The sequence below is a fragment of the Rathayibacter sp. AY1C7 genome (assembly GCF_002931865.1).
Classification (GTDB): domain Bacteria; phylum Actinomycetota; class Actinomycetes; order Actinomycetales; family Microbacteriaceae; genus Rathayibacter.
The window spans coordinates 54,565-71,971 of the sequence record NZ_PSWB01000009.1; the positions used below are offsets into that span (position 1 = coordinate 54,565).

A 17,407-nucleotide genomic window follows, 5' to 3' on the forward strand; every position below is an offset into this window, starting at 1 on the left:
AGCGCGCAGGGCGGGGCGCGTTAGCGTCACGAGGACAGCCCCCCTCTCGACCGAAGGCGCCCCCGATGAACGACTGGCAGATCAACGGCCTCCCCCTCCACCCGCTCCTCGTGCACGCCGTCGTGGTTCTGCTCCCCCTCGCCGCACTGATGCTCATCCTCGGCAGCCTCTGGCCGGCCGCCCGCCGCAAGTTCGGGATCCTCACCCCGATCATCGCCCTCGCCGCGCTGATCGCCGTCCCGCTCACCACGCAGGCCGGAGAAGCGCTCGAACGACAGACGGAGCCGTCCGCGATCCTCGAGAAGCACACCGAGCTCGGCGACCACCTGCTCCCCTGGGCTGCCGGCCTGTTCCTCGTCGCCCTGGTCCAGTGGCTCTGGTTCCGCCGCACGCGACGAACCGAGGACCGAGCCGCCACCACCCGCCGCCCCCTCGTCGGAATCGTGCTCGCCGTCGCAGCGATCGCCATCTCCGTCGGAGCGACCATCGACGTGATCCGCATCGGCGACTCCGGCGCACAAGCCGTCTGGTCCGACTCCACCTCGAGCACCAGCACCGATCAGGCACCCGCGCCCGACAGCGACGACGACTGACCCACCCGCTCTCGGGCACTGCCCTCTCCGGCTGACACCGCCCCCTCTTCGCAGGAGGATGGTGTGAGTGCCTCAGCACTCGACGCCATCTGCGAGGTCCTCGGCTGCCAGGTGGGCGACATCCTGACTCACGTGCCGGACGACGTCGGGAGCAGTACGGATCGGCTCGGTGACCGAGCGGCCCGCTGACACGTCGCACCTCGGTGGTCGACTGGTCACCGCGGGCGTCGTCCAGCTGGTGGCCGTCGTCGCGCTCAATGTGCTGGGGCCGATCGTGCCCGTCTGAAGGATCTCCGGCCCGAGCGCTCAGGGTCCACTGCGGTCCCCGATCTGTCGCCTCTGCTCTGCTGGGCGATCGCCGCGGCGGTGTTCCTCGTCTGGGCCTGGTCGACGGCGTGGCCGGCCGGCCCGGAACGCACCCGCGACCTCGCCCGCCACGAGGACCGGTCCCGGAAGCTGGTCGACTCGCTCATCATCGCCGCCACCTTCTTCAGCCTCGTCCTCGTGGTCGTCGCACTCCTCCGCAGCCAGCAGAAGGACCCCGTCGGATCCGCGGCCGCGATCCTCGCGGTCGTCGGGGTCGTCGCGGCCTGGGCGCTCGTCAACACCGTCTACGCCTTCAAGTACGCGCGCATGTACTACCTCGACGACCGCCACCGCTTCGACTTCGACCAGGACGAGGAACTGTCCTACAGCGACTTCGCCTACACCGCGTTCTCGATCGGGATGGCCTACAGCGCGAGCAGCATCACCCAGTCCTCCACCCCCTCACGCCGCGTAGCCCTGGCCCACGCCCTGCTGTCCTACTTCTTCGGCACCTTCGTCGTCGCCGTCGCCATCAACCGGATCACCGGCCTCACCCAGGGAGGGTGAGGAGCGCCGCACATCCTCAGGCAGGCGTGTCGGAGCTCGATACTGATGTCATGGCATCACCGCTCGTCTCCGACGTCGCTCACTCCGGTCTCACCGTGGCCGACCTCGACGACGCGCTGGTGCTGTGGTGCTCCGGTCTCGGGTTCGTGCTCGAGCGCACCTTCACGCTCGACGTGGAGGTCACGGCGGCGACCACCGGCGTCCGTGGAGCCGTGATCCGCGCAGCGACGGTGACACTCGGCCCCCACCGGGTGGAGCTGCTGCAGTACGACCCGCCCCGACAGCTCGAGTCCGCCGGCTCGCCCGCACAGGTCGGCACGGTGCACATCGCGCTCTCGGTCTCGGACCTCGATCGTGTCCTCGAGCTCTGCGCTGGACACGGCTGGAGACCGGTGGGGACACCTCACCGGATGACCGCTGGCGCCCGAGCCGGCACGCGCATCATCTACCTCGAAGGAGCCCTCGGCGGATTCCTCGAACTGATCGCGCCCCCACAGCTCCCGTAGTCCGCGTCGGCCGATCGCAGTGCGCGCCCGACCTCTCAGCCCGCCAGCCTCGCCATCCACTCCTCCACCGCGTCGGGCGTGCGCGGCATCGCCGCCGAGAGCAGGATCGACGACGTCTCCGTGACCACGAGGTCGTCCTCGATCCGGATGCCCAGGCCCCGCAGCTCGGCGGGGACCGTCAGGTCGCCGAGCTGGAAGTAGAGGCCGGGCTCGACGGTGAGGGTGTGGCCGGCCGCGAGCACTCCGCCGAGATACGTCTCGTGCGGAGCGTGGTTGCAGTCGTGCACGTCCATCCCGAGCATGTGCCCGGCGCGGGAGATGCTCCACCGGCGGTGGTACGACGCCGACGGGGCCATGGCCTCGTCGACGGAGCAGCGGATCAGGCCGAGGTCGATCAGCCCTTCGGTGAGGGCTCGCCCGCACGCGTCCTGGTAGTCCTGGAAGCGCACTCCCGCGCGCAGGGAGTCGATGCCGGCCTGCTGCGCGCGCAGCACGATCGAGTACACGTCCCGCTGCAGCGGGGTGAACTCGCCGCTGACCGGGACGGTGCGGGTGATGTCGGCGGCGTAGAGCGAGGGCAGCTCGACGCCCATGTCCATCAGGACGAGGTCGCTGTCGGCGAGGGGCCCGGTGTTCCGCGTGTAGTGCAGGGTCGTGGCGTGCGCTCCCGAGGCGACGACCGATCCGTAGGCCGGCCCCTGTCCCTCGACCAGGGCGCGGCGGGCGAAGGTGCCCTCGAGGTAGCGCTCGCCGCGGGGCATCGCGCGGGCGACCGGCCACGCCTCGAGGCAGTCGTCAAATCCCCGCGCCGTGCCGTCGACGGCGAGCTGCAGCCGTCCGATCTCCCAGTCGTTCTTGATCAGGCGCAGCTCGTCGAGCGTCGACTTGAGCACGAGGTGCGGTCCGAGCTCCGGTCCGCAGATGCTCCGCACCAGCTCGTCGATGCTCTCGTCGAGGGTGGGCAGGACCCGGATGCGCCGGGCCCGCCGCGCGGCCCGCTCCACGTCGCGCGTGAAGTCGGCCAGCGGCCGGGTCTCGATGCCCAGCGCCGCCTGCGTCTCGGCGAGCGACGGCCGCGGCCCGACCCAGAGGTCGCCGAGCGCGTCGTTCTGCCAGAACTCGTCGCCGTCGCGGCCGGAGGGAGCCCGCAGGTACAGGATCGAGCCGGCCTCCCCTCCCGTCGTGTCGACGACGAGCACGCTCTCGGCGACTCCGTTGCCCGTCAGCCACACGTGGTCGGTGCCCGGGCGGAAGCGGTGGTCGCTGTCGTTCGAGCGCACCCGCGGCAGGCCGGAGGGGATGATCAGCAGCTCGGCGGGCAGCGCCTGCGCCAGTCGCGACCGGCGCTCCGCGGTGTAGGCGAGCACCGGCTCGTCGGAGTCGATCACCGGCTCCGGATCGGCCCAGCCGGCGGTCATGAACGCGCCGTCCCCGGGGAGCGGGCTGCGGTTCACGGCCCTCGGCATGCTCCAGAGTGCGGACTCCTCTGCCCGGGCCTCCTCCACAGCGCTCACGCGCCCGCCCGCTCCAGCGCGTGCGGTCGCTGGACAAAGCGCGGGCCGGCTCGACGACCTCAATCTGCGCATCCTCGCCGTCCTGCGCGAGAACGGGCGCATCTCGATGTCAGCCTTGGCCGAGCGGGTGAACGTCTCGCGGGCGAGCGTCTACAACCGGGTCGAGCAGCTGACCGCATCCGGCATCATCACCGGGTTCTCGGCCCTGGTCGATCCGGGGAAGGTGGGGCTCGACGTCTGCGCCCTGGTGTTCGTGACTGTGCACCCGCAGTCGTGGCACCGGTTCCGCGAGGGCATCCTCCAGATGCCCGACGTCGAGTACTGCTGCATCACGACCGGCGAGCACGACGCGATGCTCCTGGTCCGCTCGCTCGACATCGGCGGCGTGCACGACTTCGTCACCGGCGTGGTCGCGGCCCGGCCAGAGGTGAAGTCGGTGGTCTCGGTCGTCGTGCTCGACGAGGTGGTGCGCAAGGCCTATCTGCTGCCCTCCGACATCCCCGACCGCTCCGGATCGACGAACCGGCTCGGCATGACGCGGTTCACCACCGCGGGGAACGGCCGCGACGCGGCGCGCTGAGCGTCAGACCTCGACGCAGATGCTGACGTGGTCGTCGCCGTCGATCTCGAACTCCTCGACGAGCCGCAGCAGGCCCTCGCCGTCGAGCTCGACGCGGCTGCCGCCGGTGCCGCTGACCACGGTCCCGCCGTCGATCAGCTGGTGCACGAACGAGACCTGCAGGGCGTCGCCGGTGCGCGTGCCCACGAACCGGCCGAAGGTCACGGTGTCGCCGACGTCGTCGCCCCAGACCACTCCGTCGCGCTCGGAGTAGTGGAACCGCGACGGCGACTCCGGGTCGACCGCGCTGTTGGTCGAGGAGGTCATCACGAACTCGCGGCCGTCGAGACTGGGGGCGGTGGTGGCGTCGTTCAGGTCATGGAGTATGCCGGAGAGGTCGAGGTGTCCTGGCCGCGGGCCGATTTCGTCTCATCCTTCGGGTGGCGAACCCGTGGAACTGTACGAAAGTGTCGTCACGGCGTCCCTCCACGGTTCATTCGTCTGCGGTCGCGGACCGACCGACGTCGCTCGGATCGCGCCGAAGGCCCTCCGGCGTGGAGCGGGCGACTCCACGGACAGGACGTCGTCCGGTGTCTGCGAGGCGTCCGGACCTCCCCGGCCGCCTCGATGCTCCAGCGATTCGTCCGCGATCGGATTCTTTCCCGTACTCTCAAAACCCGTACGGGGAATGAATCGGGGCTCATTCGCATCCGATTCGAATTCAGCATCTTGGGGGCGCAATGGATCCGCAGCAATCGGTGAACAGGGATCGCGCCGTGTGCGCCAACGCGAGGAGCGACGGATGACGGGATCGAGCACGGCAGGGGCCGTCGTGAAGCGCCCCGAGTCGCGAGAGTGGATCGACTTCGCCAAGGGCGTCGCGATCAGCCTCGTCGTGCTCTACCACTCGTCGTTGTTCCTCGGATTCTTCGACCTCGCGGGGTACGTCCCGAAGCTCCGGACCGTGCTCCTCTACTTCCCCATGCCCGTGTTCTTCTTCATCGCGGGCCTCACGGCCGCCCGGATGCTGACGTGGACGTTCGCCGAACTGTGGCGCCGCCGAGTGCTCGCGCTGGTGTACCTCTACCTGCTGTGGTCGTTCATCCGGGTCGTCTTCTACCTCATCGTCCCGTTCTCACGGTCGGAGGCGACCTCGCCGACGGACCCGCTCAACGTGCTGGTGCTGCCCATCCTGCCGTCGAGCAGCTACTGGTTCATCTGGGCTCTCGCGATCTTCAGCATCCTCGCCTGGCTGATCCGCAAGGTGCCCCGATGGATCCAGCTCTCGGTGGCCGGGCTGCTGGCCGTCGCGGCGACGACCACCGGCCTGCTGGACACCGACAACATCGGCTGGGACCGGGTGCTCCAGAACTTCATCTTCTTCCTCGTGGCGATGTTCATCCCCCGCACGTTCTACCGCTTCGCCGCTCGCGTGAAGCTCTGGCAGGCGCTCGCGCTCGCGGTGGCCTACCTCGGCATCATCGCGGTGATCGTCGCCTTCGACGCCAACCGCATTCCGGGCGTCATCCTGATCGCCAGTTCGGTCGCGATCATCGCGGGCATCGCCGGCTCCCAGTACCTCGTCAAGGTCCGCGCACTGAAGATCTTCGTCACCATGGGGCAGCAGAGCTTCCAGATCTATCTCCTGCACCTCTTCGTGATCGCGGTCGTCGTCGCATTCGTCCCCCTGCTCGGCGAGACGAATGTCCCAACCCTCCCGGCGACGGTCTTCCCGGTCGCCCTGACGGTGTTCTCCCTCTGGGCGTCGCTGTTCATCTTCCAGTCGCTGCGGCGCTTCTCCTGGCTGTGGGTGAGCCCGTTCAGCACCGGCAAGTCCCAGAAGAAGCGCCTCGCCGCCAGGAATGCGAGATCAGCCGAGGTCCAGCCCACCGCGGTCGAGTCCGCAGCTCCTGTCGCCCCGGCCGACGAGCCCGCTGACGCGGGGACTGCGGGCAGACCGGAGAAGGACTGACCGGCGAGCACCTCCCGGGCGACTCCCCGGGCGACCCTTCTGCAGGCCCGAGTCGTCTCGGGCGCTGGTGAGTCCGCCTCAGACCGGGCCGGCCCGCGCTGCTCGGTCTCGGGTGAGCCGAGGGAGCAGTCGGACGAGGACGACCATGCCGACGAGTTCCACGAGGGTCTGCGTGACGACGACGACGGGCGCGAGCGACAGCGGTGCCGGGAGCGCGAGTGCGAGGGGCAGCACGACGAGCGAGTTGCGGGTCGCGCCGCTGAACACGAGGGCGCGCGTCGCGGGCACGTCGAGCCGGAAGACGCGTCCAGCACCCAGCCCCAGAGCGGTCATGACCACGAGGAATCCCGCGTAGAGCGGGACGAGGACGAGAAGCCGGCCGGCCGAGGCGCCCACGGCGCCGGCCTGGGAGGCGACGACGGTGAAGAGCGTGGCCGTCATGAGCGGCACCATGAGCCCGAGCATCGTGGACTCGACGATCCGGCCGGACACGTGTCGGCGCGCCAGGGCCTGCACCAGCCCGGCCGCGGACAGCGGCACCACGATCAGCAGCAGGAACGCCCGCGCGAACGGACCGGCGTCGACCACCGCCACCCCCGCAGGACCGATGAAGAGCACCAGATACACGGGGAGGAGGAGGATCTGCGCGAGCATCAGCAGCGGTGCGGCGGCGAGCAGCCGGTCGGACGCCCCTCCGGCGAGCCCGGCGAACACGATCACGTAGTCGATGCACGGCGTCAGGAGCACCAGGAGGACCCCGAACAGCAGCACCGGAGTGTCGGCGACGAATCGGGACAGCCCGTAGGCGACGAGCGGCACGACGACGAAGTTCAGCACCCCGACCGCGGCGAGGAAGCGGCCGTCGCGCAGAGACCGTCCGATCGCGGCGAACGGGACCCCGAGGAACGTGGCGAACAGCAGCAGCGCGAGCACCGGTTCGATCGCGACCTCGAGGTGGTGCGCGGCGGGCAGCAGCAGTCCGAGAGCGGCGCCGGCGGCGATCGCGGCGAGGTAGAGCGGGATCTGGCGGTGCTCGAGCCAGGCGACAAGCGGTCTCACGACAGCAGGCCGGCGAGAAGGAGGGGCACGGGTGCAACGGTAGAGGCTCGCCGCCCGGCTCACCGCCGTGGCCGAGACCACCCGCGAACTGCCGGCGCTGACCTGATCGCGCGTCGAGCGGAAGCACCGCCGCACAGTGAGTCCGCTGACGACCGCGACCTGGCGCGCCCGGGCGGATGATGGTCGGGTGAACCGCACCGATCGTCTCTACGGGCTCGTCGAGGAGCTGCGGGCGGTCTCGCCCCGGCCGCGGAGCGCGCGCCGTCTCGCCGAGCGGTTCGAGGTGTCGGTGCGGACCATCGAGCGGGACCTGTCCGCGCTGCAGCAGGCGGGTCTGCCGATCTGGGCAAAGCCCGGCCGCACGGGCGGCTACGTCATCGACGCGTCGGCGACCCTCAGTCCGGCCGGGTTCACGCTGGAGGAGGCCGTCGCCGTGCTGATCGGCCTCAGCGCGCTGCGGCGCAGTCCGTTCCGGCAGGCGGCCCGGACCGCCGCCCGGAAGACGCTCGCGGTCCTGCCCGACGACGTGGCCGCCCGCGCCGGCGCGGTCGCCTCCCGGGTGCACTTCCTCGAGAGCGAGGAGGAGGCGCCCGTCCCGGCGGAGTTCATCCCCGCCCCTGAAGGAGCCCCATGTCGTTCACCTCCCTCCGCATCGTCACCGACGACCTCGACGGCCTCGTCGCCTTCTACGAGCAGGTCGTCGGCCGACCGGCCGAGCGCCCGGCGCCGGTCTTCGCGCAGTTCACCGGAGCGGGCGCGACCCTCGCGATCGCCCACACCTCGACGGTCGCGATGCTCGACGGCGCCGTCGTCCCTGCGGCGAACCGCTCCGTCCTGCTCGAGTTCGAGGTGACCGACGTCGACCGCGCCTTCGCCGAGCTCGGACCCCGGAGCGAGGACGTGGTGCTCCCGCCGAGCACCATGCCGTGGGGCAACCGCTCCACCCTCGTCCGCGACCCGGACGGGAACGTCGTCAATCTGTTCAGCAGGCCCGCCGGCTGATCGGGCGTGTTCCGTCGGTCGCGCCCGCTGGGCCCTGCCCGAGTGGCGGCCCGACGACCGGAGTGGGTCGCGACGCGTTTCAGAGAGCCGTTCCCCGCCGGGACGGCGTCATGACGCGCTGCCGGGCGCTGCGAGCTCGCCCGTGAGGTACTGCGCTCGACCGAAGCCGAAGGACCAGTCCGCCGCGGTGTTCTCGACGAAGCCGACGACGAGGTCGGCGCCGTCGACGCCGATCTCCTCCAGCGCGGCGGCGAGTGCGGCGAAGAACGTCTGCTTCTCGTCCGTGGTGCGCCCGGTCTGAGTGAAGATCTGGATGACCACCACCTGCTCGGACCTCTCGATGCCGAGACCGACGTCGAGGGCGGTGAGCCGGCCGGGCTTGTGCTCGGTGACGATCTGGAAGCGGTCGCGCTCCGGGAGGCCGGAGACCTCGACGAGGGTGCGCATCAGCGCGTCGCCGAGTGCGGTGATCTGCTGGTCGGAGCGGCCCTCGATCAGGTCGATGCGGATGAGCGGCATGGTGATTCCTTCGGGTCCGGGGAGGTCGTCGCACCGTAGCGTGCAGCCTGCGCCGACCTCTGCCCCTCCCCTGCGTCTCCTCTCAGCCGGGCGGCGTCGGAAGGATCGGGCAGCCTCTCCTTGCTGGCGCGTCAGCGGGGCTGGTGCTTGCATGGCCCTCATGTCGACCCCGTCCGCGCCTCCGCCCTCCTCGCCCCGCGCGGAACCTCACGACGGTGCGATCTCGGGGCGGCTGAACTGGTTGCGGGCGGGCGTGCTCGGCGCGAACGACGGAATCGTCTCGGTCGCCGCTCTCGTCGTGGGCGTCGCCGGCGCCACGACCGCCACGGCACCGATCCTGACGGCGGGCGTCGCAGGGGTCGTCGGCGGTGCGATCTCGATGGCGCTGGGCGAGTACGTGTCGGTGAGCAGCCAGAGCGACAGTCAGCGTGCACTGATCGAGAAGGAGCGCGTCGAGCTGGCAGAGGATCCAGCCGGGGAGCTCGAGGAGCTCGCCTCTCTCTACCAGGCGCGGGGCCTGACCCCGGAGACCGCGCATCGGGTCGCCCGCGAGCTGAGCGAGAACGACGCTCTGACCGCGCATCTGGAAGTGGAACTGGGCCTGAGCGAGGAGGCGGTCGCCAGTCCGCTCGCCGCCGCCGGCGCCTCGGCACTGTCGTTCCTCCTCGGCGCCGCGCTGCCGCTGCTGGCGATCCTGCTCCCTTCGCCGGAACAGAGGGTTCCGGTGACCTTCGCTGTGGTGCTGATCGCCCTCGTCGCGACGGGGTTCATCAGCGCCCGGGTCGGCGGCAGCCGGGCTCTGCGGCCGATGATCCGCATCGTCGTCGGCGGCGCTCTGGCGCTCGCTGCCACGTTCCTGATCGGGTCGCTGCTCGGCACGTCCGGCGCGATCTGATGCCCCGGATCCTCGTCGTCGAGGACGACCCGCAGATGGGTGCCCTCGTCGAGCGGGGGCTGCAGGAGGACGGCTACGACGTGCATCTGGTCGACAACGGTGTCGATGCGCTGATCGCCTTCACGGCGGGAGACGTCGACGTCGCCGTCGTCGACGTCATGCTGCCGGGGATGACCGGGTTCGAGGTCTGCCGTCGGCTGCGCGAATCGGGCAGCACCGTCCCGGTGGTGCTGATCACGGCGCGGGACGCCGTCGAGGACCGGATCTTCGGGCTGGACTCGGGCGCCGACGACTACGTCACGAAGCCGTTCCACTTCGGCGAATTGAGCGCGCGGATCCGCGCGCAGATCCGCCGCCGGACCAGCGGCCCACAGCCTGTGGTGCAGATCGGAGCGCTGCGCCTGGACGCCCTGGCGGTGCGGGCGACCGTCCGCGACCGCCCTTTCGCGCTGAGCGTGAAGGAGTTCACCCTGCTGCGCTTCTTCGCCCTGCGGCCGGACGAGGTGCTGACCCGGACGGGGATCCTCACCGAGGTGTGGGGGTCGTCGGAGACGTTCGAGCCGACTCTCGTGGACCAGTACGTCAGCTACCTCCGCAAGAAGCTCGCGCTCGCCGATACGGGCCTTCGGATCACGACGGTCCGCGGCGCGGGGTACCGGCTGGAGCGCGCCGAGTGAGGCTGCTGCGCTCCCTCTCGATCCGCTCCCGGATCACTCTCGGCAGCCTCCTCGTCGCGCTGATCGGGGTCGGTGCGACCACCCTCGTACTGCACGCGCAGTTCCGCAGCATCGTGGTCGCCTCCGAGGTGACCCTCGCCGAGGGCGACCTCGCCCCGTACCTCGCCGATCTGCGATCGGAGCCGACCGAGACCCCTGACCCGCCGGCCGAGGGGATCCTGATCTTCGCGCGCGCTCCCGGCGGTGCGGTCCCCGTCGACACGATGCCGCACGACGTCCACGAGGTCCTGGACCGCAGCAGCGGCAACGACGGCGCCTCGACGGTCGTCACCGACGAGGACGTGCGGTTCACCGTCGTCTCGCGGACCCTCGACACCGGCGCGGGCACGTGGGAGCTCTGGGCGGCGCGCAGCGGCGCCGGCAGCGACCTCACCGTCGCGGCCCTCGACCGGACGCTGCTCGTCAGCGCCGCAGCCCTCGTGATCCTGTCCGCTCTCGCCGCATGGCTGCTCACCGGCGTCGCCCTGCGTCCGGTCGAGCGGATGCGCCGCACCGCCGCCTCGCTCGGCGATCGTGACGGAGGCGAGCTCCCCGTCGGCTCGGCGACTGATGAGCTGTCGGACCTAGCGGAGACGCTGAACGCCTTCCTCGCCCGGACGCGGGACACGGCGGATCGGGAACGGCAGATGGTGTCCGCGGCCAGCCACGAGATCCGCACGCCACTGGCCGTCGTCATCACCCAGCTCGAACTCGCGCACCGGCACTTCGGCGACGCGGACGCCCTCGAGACGGAGATCCGCGCCGCCGAGGGGTCCCTCGCTCGCCTGTCCCGGCTGGCGACGAACCTCCTGGAGCTCTCCCGCCTGGACGCCGCCCCGCCGGTCGCGGCGCGCGCGACGGCGCGCGAGCTGGAGACCGAGCTGATGGACTCCGTCGACCGGCTGAGGACGATCGCCGGAGGCGCCGGCCCCGAGATCGAGCTCGACACCGCGATCGAGCGGGCCGATGCGCCCTACCCGCTCTCGGCGAGCGCGTTCTCGCGGATCCTCGACAATCTCGGCGCGAACGCGATCGCTGCGACGCCGCCGGGAGGACTCATCACCCTCCGTCTGCGCCAGCACGACTCCGGCCTCGAGCTGCACGTCGAGGACACCGGGCACGGCGTGCCGGAGGAGTTCGTGCCGCACGCCTTCGAGCGCTTCTCCCGGCCCGACGAGGCGCGCACCAGCCGCGACGGCGGCAGCGGGCTCGGGCTCGCCCTCGTGGCGGCGCTCGTCGACATCGCGGACGGCTCGGTCGCCCTCGAGAACCGCAGCTCCGGCGGAGTCGCGGTGACGATGGTGCTGCCCGAGCGGTGACAGCCGGGCCCTCGACGACCGATCGCAGGAGGCCACCGGCTCCGACGACTGATCGCTCCGGCGAGCGAGCGCACGCACTGACTCCGCCCGGTCGGCGCCTCGCAGCTCGGCGGTGAAGCGGGGAGTGGGCTCCGAGGACGGGCGAGCGATCGTTCGAGGGCTCACACGAACGCGTCGATCCGGCGGAGCGCGCGGGACAGGCGCGTAGCGTCACGAGGACAGCACCCCTCGACCGAAGGCGCCCCCGATGAACGACTGGCAGATCAACGGCCTCCCTCTCCACCCGCTCCTCGTGCACGCCGTCGTGGTCCTGCTCCCCCTCGCCGCACTGATGCTCGTCCTCGGCAGCGTCTTGCCCGCCGCCCGCCGCAGGTTCGGGATCTTCACCCCGATCATCGCCCTGGCCGCGCTGATCGCCGTCCCGCTCACCACGCAGGCCGGCGAAGCCCTCGAACGCCGGACGGAGCCGTCCGCGATCCTCGAGCTGCACACGGAGCTCGGCGATCACCTGCTCCCCTGGGCCGCCGGCTTGTTCGTCATCGCCCTGGTGCAGTGGCTCTGGTTCCGCCGCACGCGACGGAGCGATGACCACGCCACCACCCGCCGCCCTGTCGTCGGGATCGTGCTTGCCGTCGCAGCGATCGCCGTCTCCGTCGGAGCCACCATCGACGTCGTCCGCATCGGCGACTCCGGGGCGCAGGCCGTCTGGTCCGACTCCACCACCGGCACCGACCAGGCACCCGCGCCCAGCGGCGACAGCGACGACTGAGTCCCCGACGGATCAGCGCTCATGCCCCTGCGACGGAGGACGCGCCTCCTCCAGCCCGCCCCGCCCGCTGGATGCGCGCCCGCACCAGCCGCTGCAGCAGCGCGGGGTAGAGCTGAACGGCGATCGTCGACCCGAGCAGCCAGGCCGCGCCGCCCGTCGCACCCGTGACTGTCGCGGCGAGGGCGAGCGCGACTCCGACGGCCGTGCACGCGACGTGCACCGCCTCGGAGCGGCGGGTGTGCTGATCGAGAGCGGCCAGCCCCGCGCGCGTGCCGTCGAAGCCGCGCTCGCGGGTGACGAGGCGGTTCCACCCGACGACGTCGAGCAGCCGACCGAAGACGCCGACCCCGAGCGCCCGCAGCACCGTCGGCTCGCGGCGGCCCACGTCGAACCAGGACTGCTCGAGCGGACGGGTGCGCGCACCGAAGGTCAGTGCCGCCCAGCCGGTGAGGACCATCTGCGCGACCGCGGCGAAGACCGGGCGCGAGGGTCCGATCGCGTGCCAGGCGGCGGCGAGGAGGGCTGCCGCGACGGCGGTGAGGACGAGGGTCCGGACCACTCCCGCTCCCTCCTGCCCGTGCTGCGGTGTCGGACCCGACCACCGGCGCACGCCTCCTATGATGACCGCTGCCGGGCAGTCGCCGTCAGGCCGGTACCGAGAGGGTCGCCGTGAAGACCGGCCCCCGGCGGGCCGGGTGAACGACGTCGAGACGGTGACGGTCCCGCCTGCCCGGGCGAGGATCGCCCGGGTGATCGCGAGGCCCAGACCGGCACCGCCGTCGTCACGGGCTCACGCCGGGCTGGGTCGACTCGCGCCTCACCAGGTCCGTAGGCAGGGTGATGGCAGCCGGGCGCTCCCCCTCGATCGCCTGCAGGAGGAGGCGGACCATCTCCGCGCTGATCCGCTCGAAGGGCTGCCGCATGGTCGTCAGCGGCGGGTCCGTCGTGAGGGCGACGGCCGAATCGTCGAATCCGCCGACGGCGACGTCCTCCGGCACACGCTTGCCGAGCCGGGCGAGTGCGTCGATAGCGCCTGCTGCCATGCGGTCGTTGGCGGCGAAGACGGCGTCGATGTCGGGATGCGCGGCGAGAAGCGCCTCCATCGCAGTGGCCCCACCGGCCCGGCCGTAGTCGCCGAACTCCACCGCCTCCGCACCGCCCACCTCCGCGCGGTAGCCCGCGAGCCGCGCGATCCCTCCCGTAGTGTCGGGCGGTCCGGCGATCGTGGCGATGCGCGAGCGTCCGAGGCTCCGCAGATGAGCGACCATCTCCCGCGCTCCCTCCTCGTCGTCGGCGGCGACGTAGCCCATGCGCTTCTCGTAGCCGACCGGCACGCCGCAGGCGATGGCCGGCACTGAGGATCTCTGGATGTCCGTGAGCAGCCGTGCGCCGACGTGGGCGGAGATGAGCAGGACCCCGTCGACGTGGCCCGCGTCGATGTAGGCGAGGGCTCGCCTCTGCTCGTGCTCCGTCCCCGCGAGGATGAGGACGAGGGCGACGTCGTGCTCCGCGAGTGCGGCTGAGGCGCCTCGGAGCAGAGTGGCGAAGTTCGGATCCTCGAAGAGCGAGCGCGCGTCCTCCGTGAGGAGGAAGGCCACCGTGTCGGTGCGGCTGCGGGACAGGCTCCGGGCGTGGGGATTGGCGCGGTAGCCGGTCTTCGTGATCGCCGCCTCCACTCGCGCGTGCGCTTCGGGGCTGACCCATCTTCCGCCGTTCAGCACGCGCGAGACCGTCCCGCGCGAGACACCGGCCTCGACAGCGACGTCCTGAATCGTGGGGCGTGAGGGCGTCCCGCCTCTTCCGCGCGAAGGCATCCGCGTCACTTCACCGCCCCGGCCGCCAGGTCGACCCGCCAGAACCGCTGCAGGACGAGGAACATCACGATCAGCGGCAGGATCGAGAGGAGTGCCCCGGTGATGACCAGCGTGTAGAGCGCCGGCGCGGAGGCGCCCTGGTTGAGCAGCCCGTTCAGGCCGACCGTGAGCGGGAAGAGCGAGTCGTCGCCGAGCATGATGTACGGCAGCATGAAGTTGTTCCAGATCGCGACGAACTGGAAGAGGAAGATCGTCACCAGCCCCGGCAGGAGCATCGGAACGGCGATCCGGGTGAAGATCCCCATCTCCCGGGCGCCGTCGGTCCGGGCGGCCTCGATGACCTCCGTCGGCACGGCGGCCGCGGCGTAGATCCGCGCGAGGTAGATGCCGTAGGGGCTGATGATCTGCGGCAGCAGCACTCCCCAGAACGAGTTGGTCAGCCCCACCTCGGCCAGCAGGAAGTACTGAGGGATCGCGAGGATCACGCCGGGGACGAGGACGCCCATCAGCAGGACGGCGAAGACGCCCTTCCTGCCGGGGAAGTCGAACTTCGCGAGCACGTATCCCGACAGTGCCGATACCCAGGTAGAGGCCACTGCACCGACGCCCGCGTAGAGCGCGGTGTTCAGCATCCAGCGCCAGAACAGACCTCCCCGGTACTGCGCGAGAGCGACCACGTTGTCGATCAGATGCGAGCCGGGCGCGAGCGTGAAGGTGGAGAAGAGCTCGCCGCCGCTCTTCGTGGACGCCGTCACCACCCACAGCACGGGGAAGAGGCAGTAGACGGCGCCGATCAGCAGGATCGTCGTCGCGATCCAGCCCGGACGTCCGCGATCGGGGTCGCGGCGTGCGGTCCTGGACCGTGTCCGCCCGACGGTGCGGGCGGGGGGCCGCTGAAGGATGCCGGGCACGGATCAGTCCTCCTGTCCGAAGGCTCGCTTCTGCACGACCCGGAGGAAGAGGAAGGAGACGGCGAAACTGGCGAGCGCGATCACGACGGAGGTCGCGGCGGCGGAGTGGATGTCGTCGCGGGTGAACGCGTCCCGGTAGACGAGCATCAGCGGGGACCAGGAGGTCGAGAGGCTGTTGGTCAGCGGTCGCAGCGTCGTCGGCTCTGCGAACACCTGCAGAGTTGCGACCATCGAGAAGAGCGCCGTCATCACCAGAGCGGGGGTGACGATCGGGATCTTGATGCGCAGCGCGATCTGCAGATCGCTCGCCCCGTCGATCCGTGCCGCCTCGTAGACGTCGGAGGGAATGGCCTGGAGGGCGGTGTGGATGACGATCATGTTGAATCCGACGCCGCCCCAGAGCGCGATGTTCGCGATCCCGAAGACGACGGCGCCGGAGGACAGGATGTCGGGGGCTTCCCCGCCCAGCCGCTCAATCACGTACGCGAAAGGCGAGACGGCCGGCAGGTAGAGGAATCCCCAGAGCAGCGAGGAGATGACGGCCGGTACGGCGTAAGGCAGGAAGATCGAGACCCTCGAGAACGAGACCGCACGGGCCCGCCTCGCGTCGAGGAGGAGAGCGAAGAGGAGCGCGAGACCGAGCATGCACGGGATGAGGACGAGCCCGTAGAGGAGCACCCGTCCGACGCTGGCCCCGAACTCCGGATCGCTGAGCGACACGAGGTAGTTCTCGATGCCGGCGAAGACCTGCTTCCGGCCGCCGGAACCCAGGCCGAGCCCAACGGCCTGCTTCTTCTGGAAGCTGAGCATGACGGTGTAGAGGATCGGCGCGGCCATGAAGGCGGCGAAGAGCACGATCGCCGGTGCGAGCATCGCATAGGGAGCGAGTACTCGGGCGCGGAAGCCGGTGCCGAGTCGACCTCTCCTCGGCGGCGCGGTCGGGAGAGTCAGGGGTGGGGGAGCCATGCCGAGTCCTTCGGAACGAGAGCGGTCGGGAAGCGGCGCCGGATCCTCGCCGCCGGGAGGCGCGCGGCCCGATGGTGGACGCGGGCCGCGCACCGGTCACTCCACGGAGAAGCCGCTCTTCACGAGGTCGTCGGAGGTGATCCGCTGCATCTCGGCCACGGCGTCGACGAAGGCGGACCGCGTCCTCGCGGCGGCGGCCTTCGCGAACTCGTCGTTGTACGCGCTGAAGGCGACGTTCACGTTCGGCCCGTAGGTGAACGGAGCGACCGACTCGGAGGCGGCGGCGGCGATGTCGGAGAAGTCCCCCTGGGTGCTGAAGAAGTCGGGCGGGCTGCTGAGCGCTGCTCTCGCCGCCTCGGTCGCCGCCGGGTAGACGCCCGCGACCTCGGCGAGTGCCGCGACCGCCACCGGATCCGTGTTCAGCCAGGTCGCGAACTCGGCAGCGGCCGCGGTCTTCTTCGTCTGACTGGTGACTGCCGTGGTGCTTCCTCCCCAGTTCCCGCTGGAGGGGTTCGCGGCGTCCCACTGCGGCAGAGCTGCGGCGATCCACGCGCCTTTCGTGTCGGGGGCGTTGCCGCTGAGCACGCCGGGTGCCCAGACGGCGCTGATCCAGCCGACCTGCGAACCGTCGTTCAACCCTGCGTTCCACTCCGGCGTGTACATCGGCGTGTTGCCGATCGCCCCGGATTCGACGAGCTCTCCCCAGTAGGCCGCGACCTTCTCGGTCGGTCCGGCGTCGATGTCGACGCCCCAGCTCCGGTCGTCCGTCGACCACCAGGAGGCTCCGGCCTGCTGCGCGAGGCCGGCGAACCAGCCCGCGTCGTTGGAGGAGAAGGTGCCCAGGTGTCGGGCCGGGTCGGAGGCGTGGACGGCCTCCGCGGCCGCGGCGTACTCCTCCCACGTCGTCGGGACGCCGAGGCCGAGGCTCTCGAGGATGTCCGCGCGATAGTAGGCCATCATCGGCCCCGAGTCCTGGGGGATCGCGTAGACGGCGTCACCTCCGAGCGTGACGGCCGACCAGGTGCCGTCGGAGAAGCTGCCCTCCAGATCGACGGCGCCTTCGTCGGAGATGTCGGCCAGAGCATCCGCCGCGACGAGGGTGGGGATCTTCTGGTACTCGGCCTGAACCAGATCGGGGGCTCCGCTGCCCGCCTTGACGGCGGTGAGCAGCTTGGTGATGGCGGGGTCGCCGCCGTCCTGCTTGCTGACGGTGACCTGGATCTCCGGGTGGTCCTCGTTCCAGATGTCGACGACCTGATCGAGGTTCGGCGCCCAGGCCCAATACGTCAGCTCGACAGGGCCCGAGGCTCCGTCGTCGAAGCCGGTGGAGCAACCGGTGAGCAGGAGCGCTCCGGTGACAGCGGCGGCGGCGCCGAGGGAGCGGATCCTGCGGAACGGGATGTGCATTCGTCCTCCTTGA

The 17,407-nt window shown here is 70.8% G+C and carries 21 protein-coding genes and 1 pseudogene; 12 read left to right on the forward strand and 10 right to left on the reverse strand.

Annotated features, from left to right (window positions below):
• The first annotated feature begins 65 nt into the window (after positions 1-65).
• The 4 genes from C5C69_RS06740 to C5C69_RS06755 all read left to right on the forward strand — a co-directional run bounded on the left by C5C69_RS06740 (position 66) and on the right by C5C69_RS06755 (position 1,972).
• Entirely contained in the window at positions 66-593 is a 528-nt protein-coding gene (locus C5C69_RS06740; RefSeq protein ID WP_104226519.1) for a DUF2231 domain-containing protein, read from the forward strand.
• A 63-nt stretch (positions 594-656) separates the two neighbouring features.
• Positions 657-782 (forward strand): helix-turn-helix transcriptional regulator, encoded by a 126-nt coding sequence (locus C5C69_RS17455; RefSeq protein WP_181065426.1) that lies wholly within the window; start codon positions 657-659, stop codon positions 780-782.
• Between the two features lie 150 nt (positions 783-932).
• Positions 933-1,466 (forward strand): DUF1345 domain-containing protein, encoded by a 534-nt coding sequence (locus C5C69_RS06750; protein WP_258062911.1) that lies wholly within the window; start codon positions 933-935, stop codon positions 1,464-1,466.
• Positions 1,467-1,516: 50 nt separating this feature from the next.
• Positions 1,517-1,972 (forward strand): VOC family protein, encoded by a 456-nt coding sequence (locus tag C5C69_RS06755; RefSeq protein WP_104257600.1) that lies wholly within the window; start codon positions 1,517-1,519, stop codon positions 1,970-1,972.
• A gap of 35 nt (positions 1,973-2,007) precedes the next feature.
• Here C5C69_RS06755 and C5C69_RS06760 read toward each other — a convergent pair whose 3' ends face one another.
• Positions 2,008-3,426, reverse strand: coding sequence for an aminopeptidase P family protein (locus C5C69_RS06760; RefSeq protein ID WP_219812349.1), 1,419 nt, complete (start codon positions 3,424-3,426; stop codon positions 2,008-2,010).
• Between the two features lie 10 nt (positions 3,427-3,436).
• Between C5C69_RS06760 and C5C69_RS06765 the strand changes: the two genes are divergently transcribed.
• On the forward strand, positions 3,437-4,066 hold the full coding sequence (locus tag C5C69_RS06765) for an Lrp/AsnC family transcriptional regulator (protein ID WP_104257632.1): 630 nt from the start codon (positions 3,437-3,439) through the stop codon (positions 4,064-4,066).
• Between the two features lie 3 nt (positions 4,067-4,069).
• Here the strand turns inward: C5C69_RS06765 and C5C69_RS06770 are convergent, their stop codons facing one another.
• Positions 4,070-4,372: a hypothetical protein gene (locus C5C69_RS06770; protein ID WP_104257601.1), complete on the reverse strand. Its 303-nt coding sequence runs from the start codon at positions 4,370-4,372 to the stop codon at positions 4,070-4,072.
• Positions 4,373-4,847: 475 nt separating this feature from the next.
• Between C5C69_RS06770 and C5C69_RS06775 the strand changes: the two genes are divergently transcribed.
• On the forward strand, positions 4,848-6,017 hold the full coding sequence (locus tag C5C69_RS06775) for an acyltransferase (RefSeq protein WP_181127035.1): 1,170 nt from the start codon (positions 4,848-4,850) through the stop codon (positions 6,015-6,017).
• 78 nt (positions 6,018-6,095) lie between these two features.
• On the opposite strand, the gene C5C69_RS06780 is transcribed toward C5C69_RS06775, so the two are convergent.
• Complete coding sequence (locus tag C5C69_RS06780; protein ID WP_104257603.1) at positions 6,096-7,076, reverse strand: arsenic resistance protein; 981 nt, start codon at positions 7,074-7,076, stop codon at positions 6,096-6,098.
• Between the two features lie 187 nt (positions 7,077-7,263).
• Here C5C69_RS06780 and C5C69_RS17195 point away from each other — a divergent pair.
• A pseudogene (locus C5C69_RS17195) lies at positions 7,264-7,389 on the forward strand (HTH domain-containing protein); the annotation flags it as partial.
• 56 nt (positions 7,390-7,445) lie between these two features.
• Here the strand turns inward: C5C69_RS17195 and C5C69_RS17200 are convergent.
• Positions 7,446-7,685 carry a hypothetical protein gene (locus tag C5C69_RS17200; protein ID WP_258067495.1) on the reverse strand — a complete coding sequence of 80 codons (240 nt, stop codon included), beginning with the start codon at positions 7,683-7,685 and terminating at the stop codon, positions 7,446-7,448.
• Positions 7,686-7,706: 21 nt separating this feature from the next.
• On the opposite strand from C5C69_RS17200, the gene C5C69_RS06790 reads away from it, so the two are divergent.
• Positions 7,707-8,078: a VOC family protein gene (locus tag C5C69_RS06790; protein WP_104257604.1), complete on the forward strand. Its 372-nt coding sequence runs from the start codon at positions 7,707-7,709 to the stop codon at positions 8,076-8,078.
• A gap of 108 nt (positions 8,079-8,186) precedes the next feature.
• On the opposite strand, the gene C5C69_RS06795 is transcribed toward C5C69_RS06790, so the two are convergent.
• The gene (locus C5C69_RS06795; protein ID WP_104257605.1) at positions 8,187-8,597 is read right to left on the reverse strand and encodes a tautomerase family protein; all 411 of its coding nucleotides are present in this window, start codon (positions 8,595-8,597) and stop codon (positions 8,187-8,189) included.
• Positions 8,598-8,757: 160 nt separating this feature from the next.
• Between C5C69_RS06795 and C5C69_RS06800 the strand changes: the two genes are divergently transcribed.
• The 4 genes from C5C69_RS06800 (at position 8,758) to C5C69_RS06815 (ending at position 12,296) form a co-directional block, all read left to right on the forward strand.
• Positions 8,758-9,492 (forward strand): VIT1/CCC1 transporter family protein, encoded by a 735-nt coding sequence (locus C5C69_RS06800; protein WP_104223272.1) that lies wholly within the window; start codon positions 8,758-8,760, stop codon positions 9,490-9,492.
• Positions 9,492-10,169: a response regulator transcription factor gene (locus C5C69_RS06805; protein WP_104223273.1), complete on the forward strand. Its 678-nt coding sequence runs from the start codon at positions 9,492-9,494 to the stop codon at positions 10,167-10,169. Before C5C69_RS06800 ends, C5C69_RS06805 begins: the two co-directional genes overlap by 1 nt.
• Positions 10,166-11,527, forward strand: coding sequence for a cell wall metabolism sensor histidine kinase WalK (locus C5C69_RS06810; protein ID WP_104223274.1), 1,362 nt, complete (start codon positions 10,166-10,168; stop codon positions 11,525-11,527). The genes C5C69_RS06805 and C5C69_RS06810 overlap by 4 nt, the downstream gene beginning before the upstream one ends.
• Positions 11,528-11,774: 247 nt before the next feature.
• Positions 11,775-12,296, forward strand: coding sequence for a DUF2231 domain-containing protein (locus C5C69_RS06815; RefSeq protein WP_104257606.1), 522 nt, complete (start codon positions 11,775-11,777; stop codon positions 12,294-12,296).
• A gap of 19 nt (positions 12,297-12,315) precedes the next feature.
• Here the strand turns inward: C5C69_RS06815 and C5C69_RS06820 are convergent, their stop codons facing one another.
• The 5 genes from C5C69_RS06820 to C5C69_RS06840 all read right to left on the reverse strand — a co-directional run bounded on the left by C5C69_RS06820 (position 12,316) and on the right by C5C69_RS06840 (position 17,394).
• Positions 12,316-12,855, reverse strand: a complete 540-nt coding sequence (locus tag C5C69_RS06820) for a hypothetical protein (RefSeq protein WP_104223276.1) — start codon at positions 12,853-12,855, stop codon at positions 12,316-12,318.
• Between the two features lie 223 nt (positions 12,856-13,078).
• Positions 13,079-14,110: a LacI family DNA-binding transcriptional regulator gene (locus C5C69_RS06825; RefSeq protein WP_104257607.1), complete on the reverse strand. Its 1,032-nt coding sequence runs from the start codon at positions 14,108-14,110 to the stop codon at positions 13,079-13,081.
• Between the two features lie 5 nt (positions 14,111-14,115).
• Positions 14,116-14,925 (reverse strand): carbohydrate ABC transporter permease, encoded by an 810-nt coding sequence (locus C5C69_RS06830; protein WP_258064151.1) that lies wholly within the window; start codon positions 14,923-14,925, stop codon positions 14,116-14,118.
• A gap of 99 nt (positions 14,926-15,024) precedes the next feature.
• Complete coding sequence (locus C5C69_RS06835) at positions 15,025-15,987, reverse strand: carbohydrate ABC transporter permease (protein ID WP_104257608.1); 963 nt, start codon at positions 15,985-15,987, stop codon at positions 15,025-15,027.
• 96 nt (positions 15,988-16,083) lie between these two features.
• Positions 16,084-17,394: an ABC transporter substrate-binding protein gene (locus tag C5C69_RS06840; protein WP_104257609.1), complete on the reverse strand. Its 1,311-nt coding sequence runs from the start codon at positions 17,392-17,394 to the stop codon at positions 16,084-16,086.
• Between the last annotated feature and the right edge of the window lie 13 nt (positions 17,395-17,407).

Bases quoted from the DNA above. Each gene is read 5' to 3' on its own strand.
- C5C69_RS06740 (WP_104226519.1), top strand. From the start codon at position 66: ATGAACGACTGGCAGATCAACGGCCTCCCCCTCCACCCGCTCCTCGTG.
- C5C69_RS06755 (WP_104257600.1), top strand. From the start codon at position 1,517: ATGGCATCACCGCTCGTCTCCGACGTCGCTCACTCCGGTCTCACCGTG.
- C5C69_RS06765 (WP_104257632.1), top strand. From the start codon at position 3,437: ATGCTCCAGAGTGCGGACTCCTCTGCCCGGGCCTCCTCCACAGCGCTC.
- C5C69_RS06770 (WP_104257601.1), bottom strand. From the start codon at position 4,372: ATGACCTCCTCGACCAACAGCGCGGTCGACCCGGAGTCGCCGTCGCGG.
- C5C69_RS06775 (WP_181127035.1), top strand. From the start codon at position 4,848: ATGACGGGATCGAGCACGGCAGGGGCCGTCGTGAAGCGCCCCGAGTCG.
- C5C69_RS17200 (WP_258067495.1), bottom strand. From the start codon at position 7,685: ATGAACTCCGCCGGGACGGGCGCCTCCTCCTCGCTCTCGAGGAAGTGC.
- C5C69_RS06790 (WP_104257604.1), top strand. From the start codon at position 7,707: ATGTCGTTCACCTCCCTCCGCATCGTCACCGACGACCTCGACGGCCTC.
- C5C69_RS06795 (WP_104257605.1), bottom strand. From the start codon at position 8,597: ATGCCGCTCATCCGCATCGACCTGATCGAGGGCCGCTCCGACCAGCAG.
- C5C69_RS06800 (WP_104223272.1), top strand. From the start codon at position 8,758: ATGTCGACCCCGTCCGCGCCTCCGCCCTCCTCGCCCCGCGCGGAACCT.
- C5C69_RS06805 (WP_104223273.1), top strand. From the start codon at position 9,492: ATGCCCCGGATCCTCGTCGTCGAGGACGACCCGCAGATGGGTGCCCTC.
- C5C69_RS06815 (WP_104257606.1), top strand. From the start codon at position 11,775: ATGAACGACTGGCAGATCAACGGCCTCCCTCTCCACCCGCTCCTCGTG.
- C5C69_RS06825 (WP_104257607.1), bottom strand. From the start codon at position 14,110: ATGCCTTCGCGCGGAAGAGGCGGGACGCCCTCACGCCCCACGATTCAG.
- C5C69_RS06835 (WP_104257608.1), bottom strand. From the start codon at position 15,987: ATGGCTCCCCCACCCCTGACTCTCCCGACCGCGCCGCCGAGGAGAGGT.
- C5C69_RS06840 (WP_104257609.1), bottom strand. From the start codon at position 17,394: ATGCACATCCCGTTCCGCAGGATCCGCTCCCTCGGCGCCGCCGCCGCT.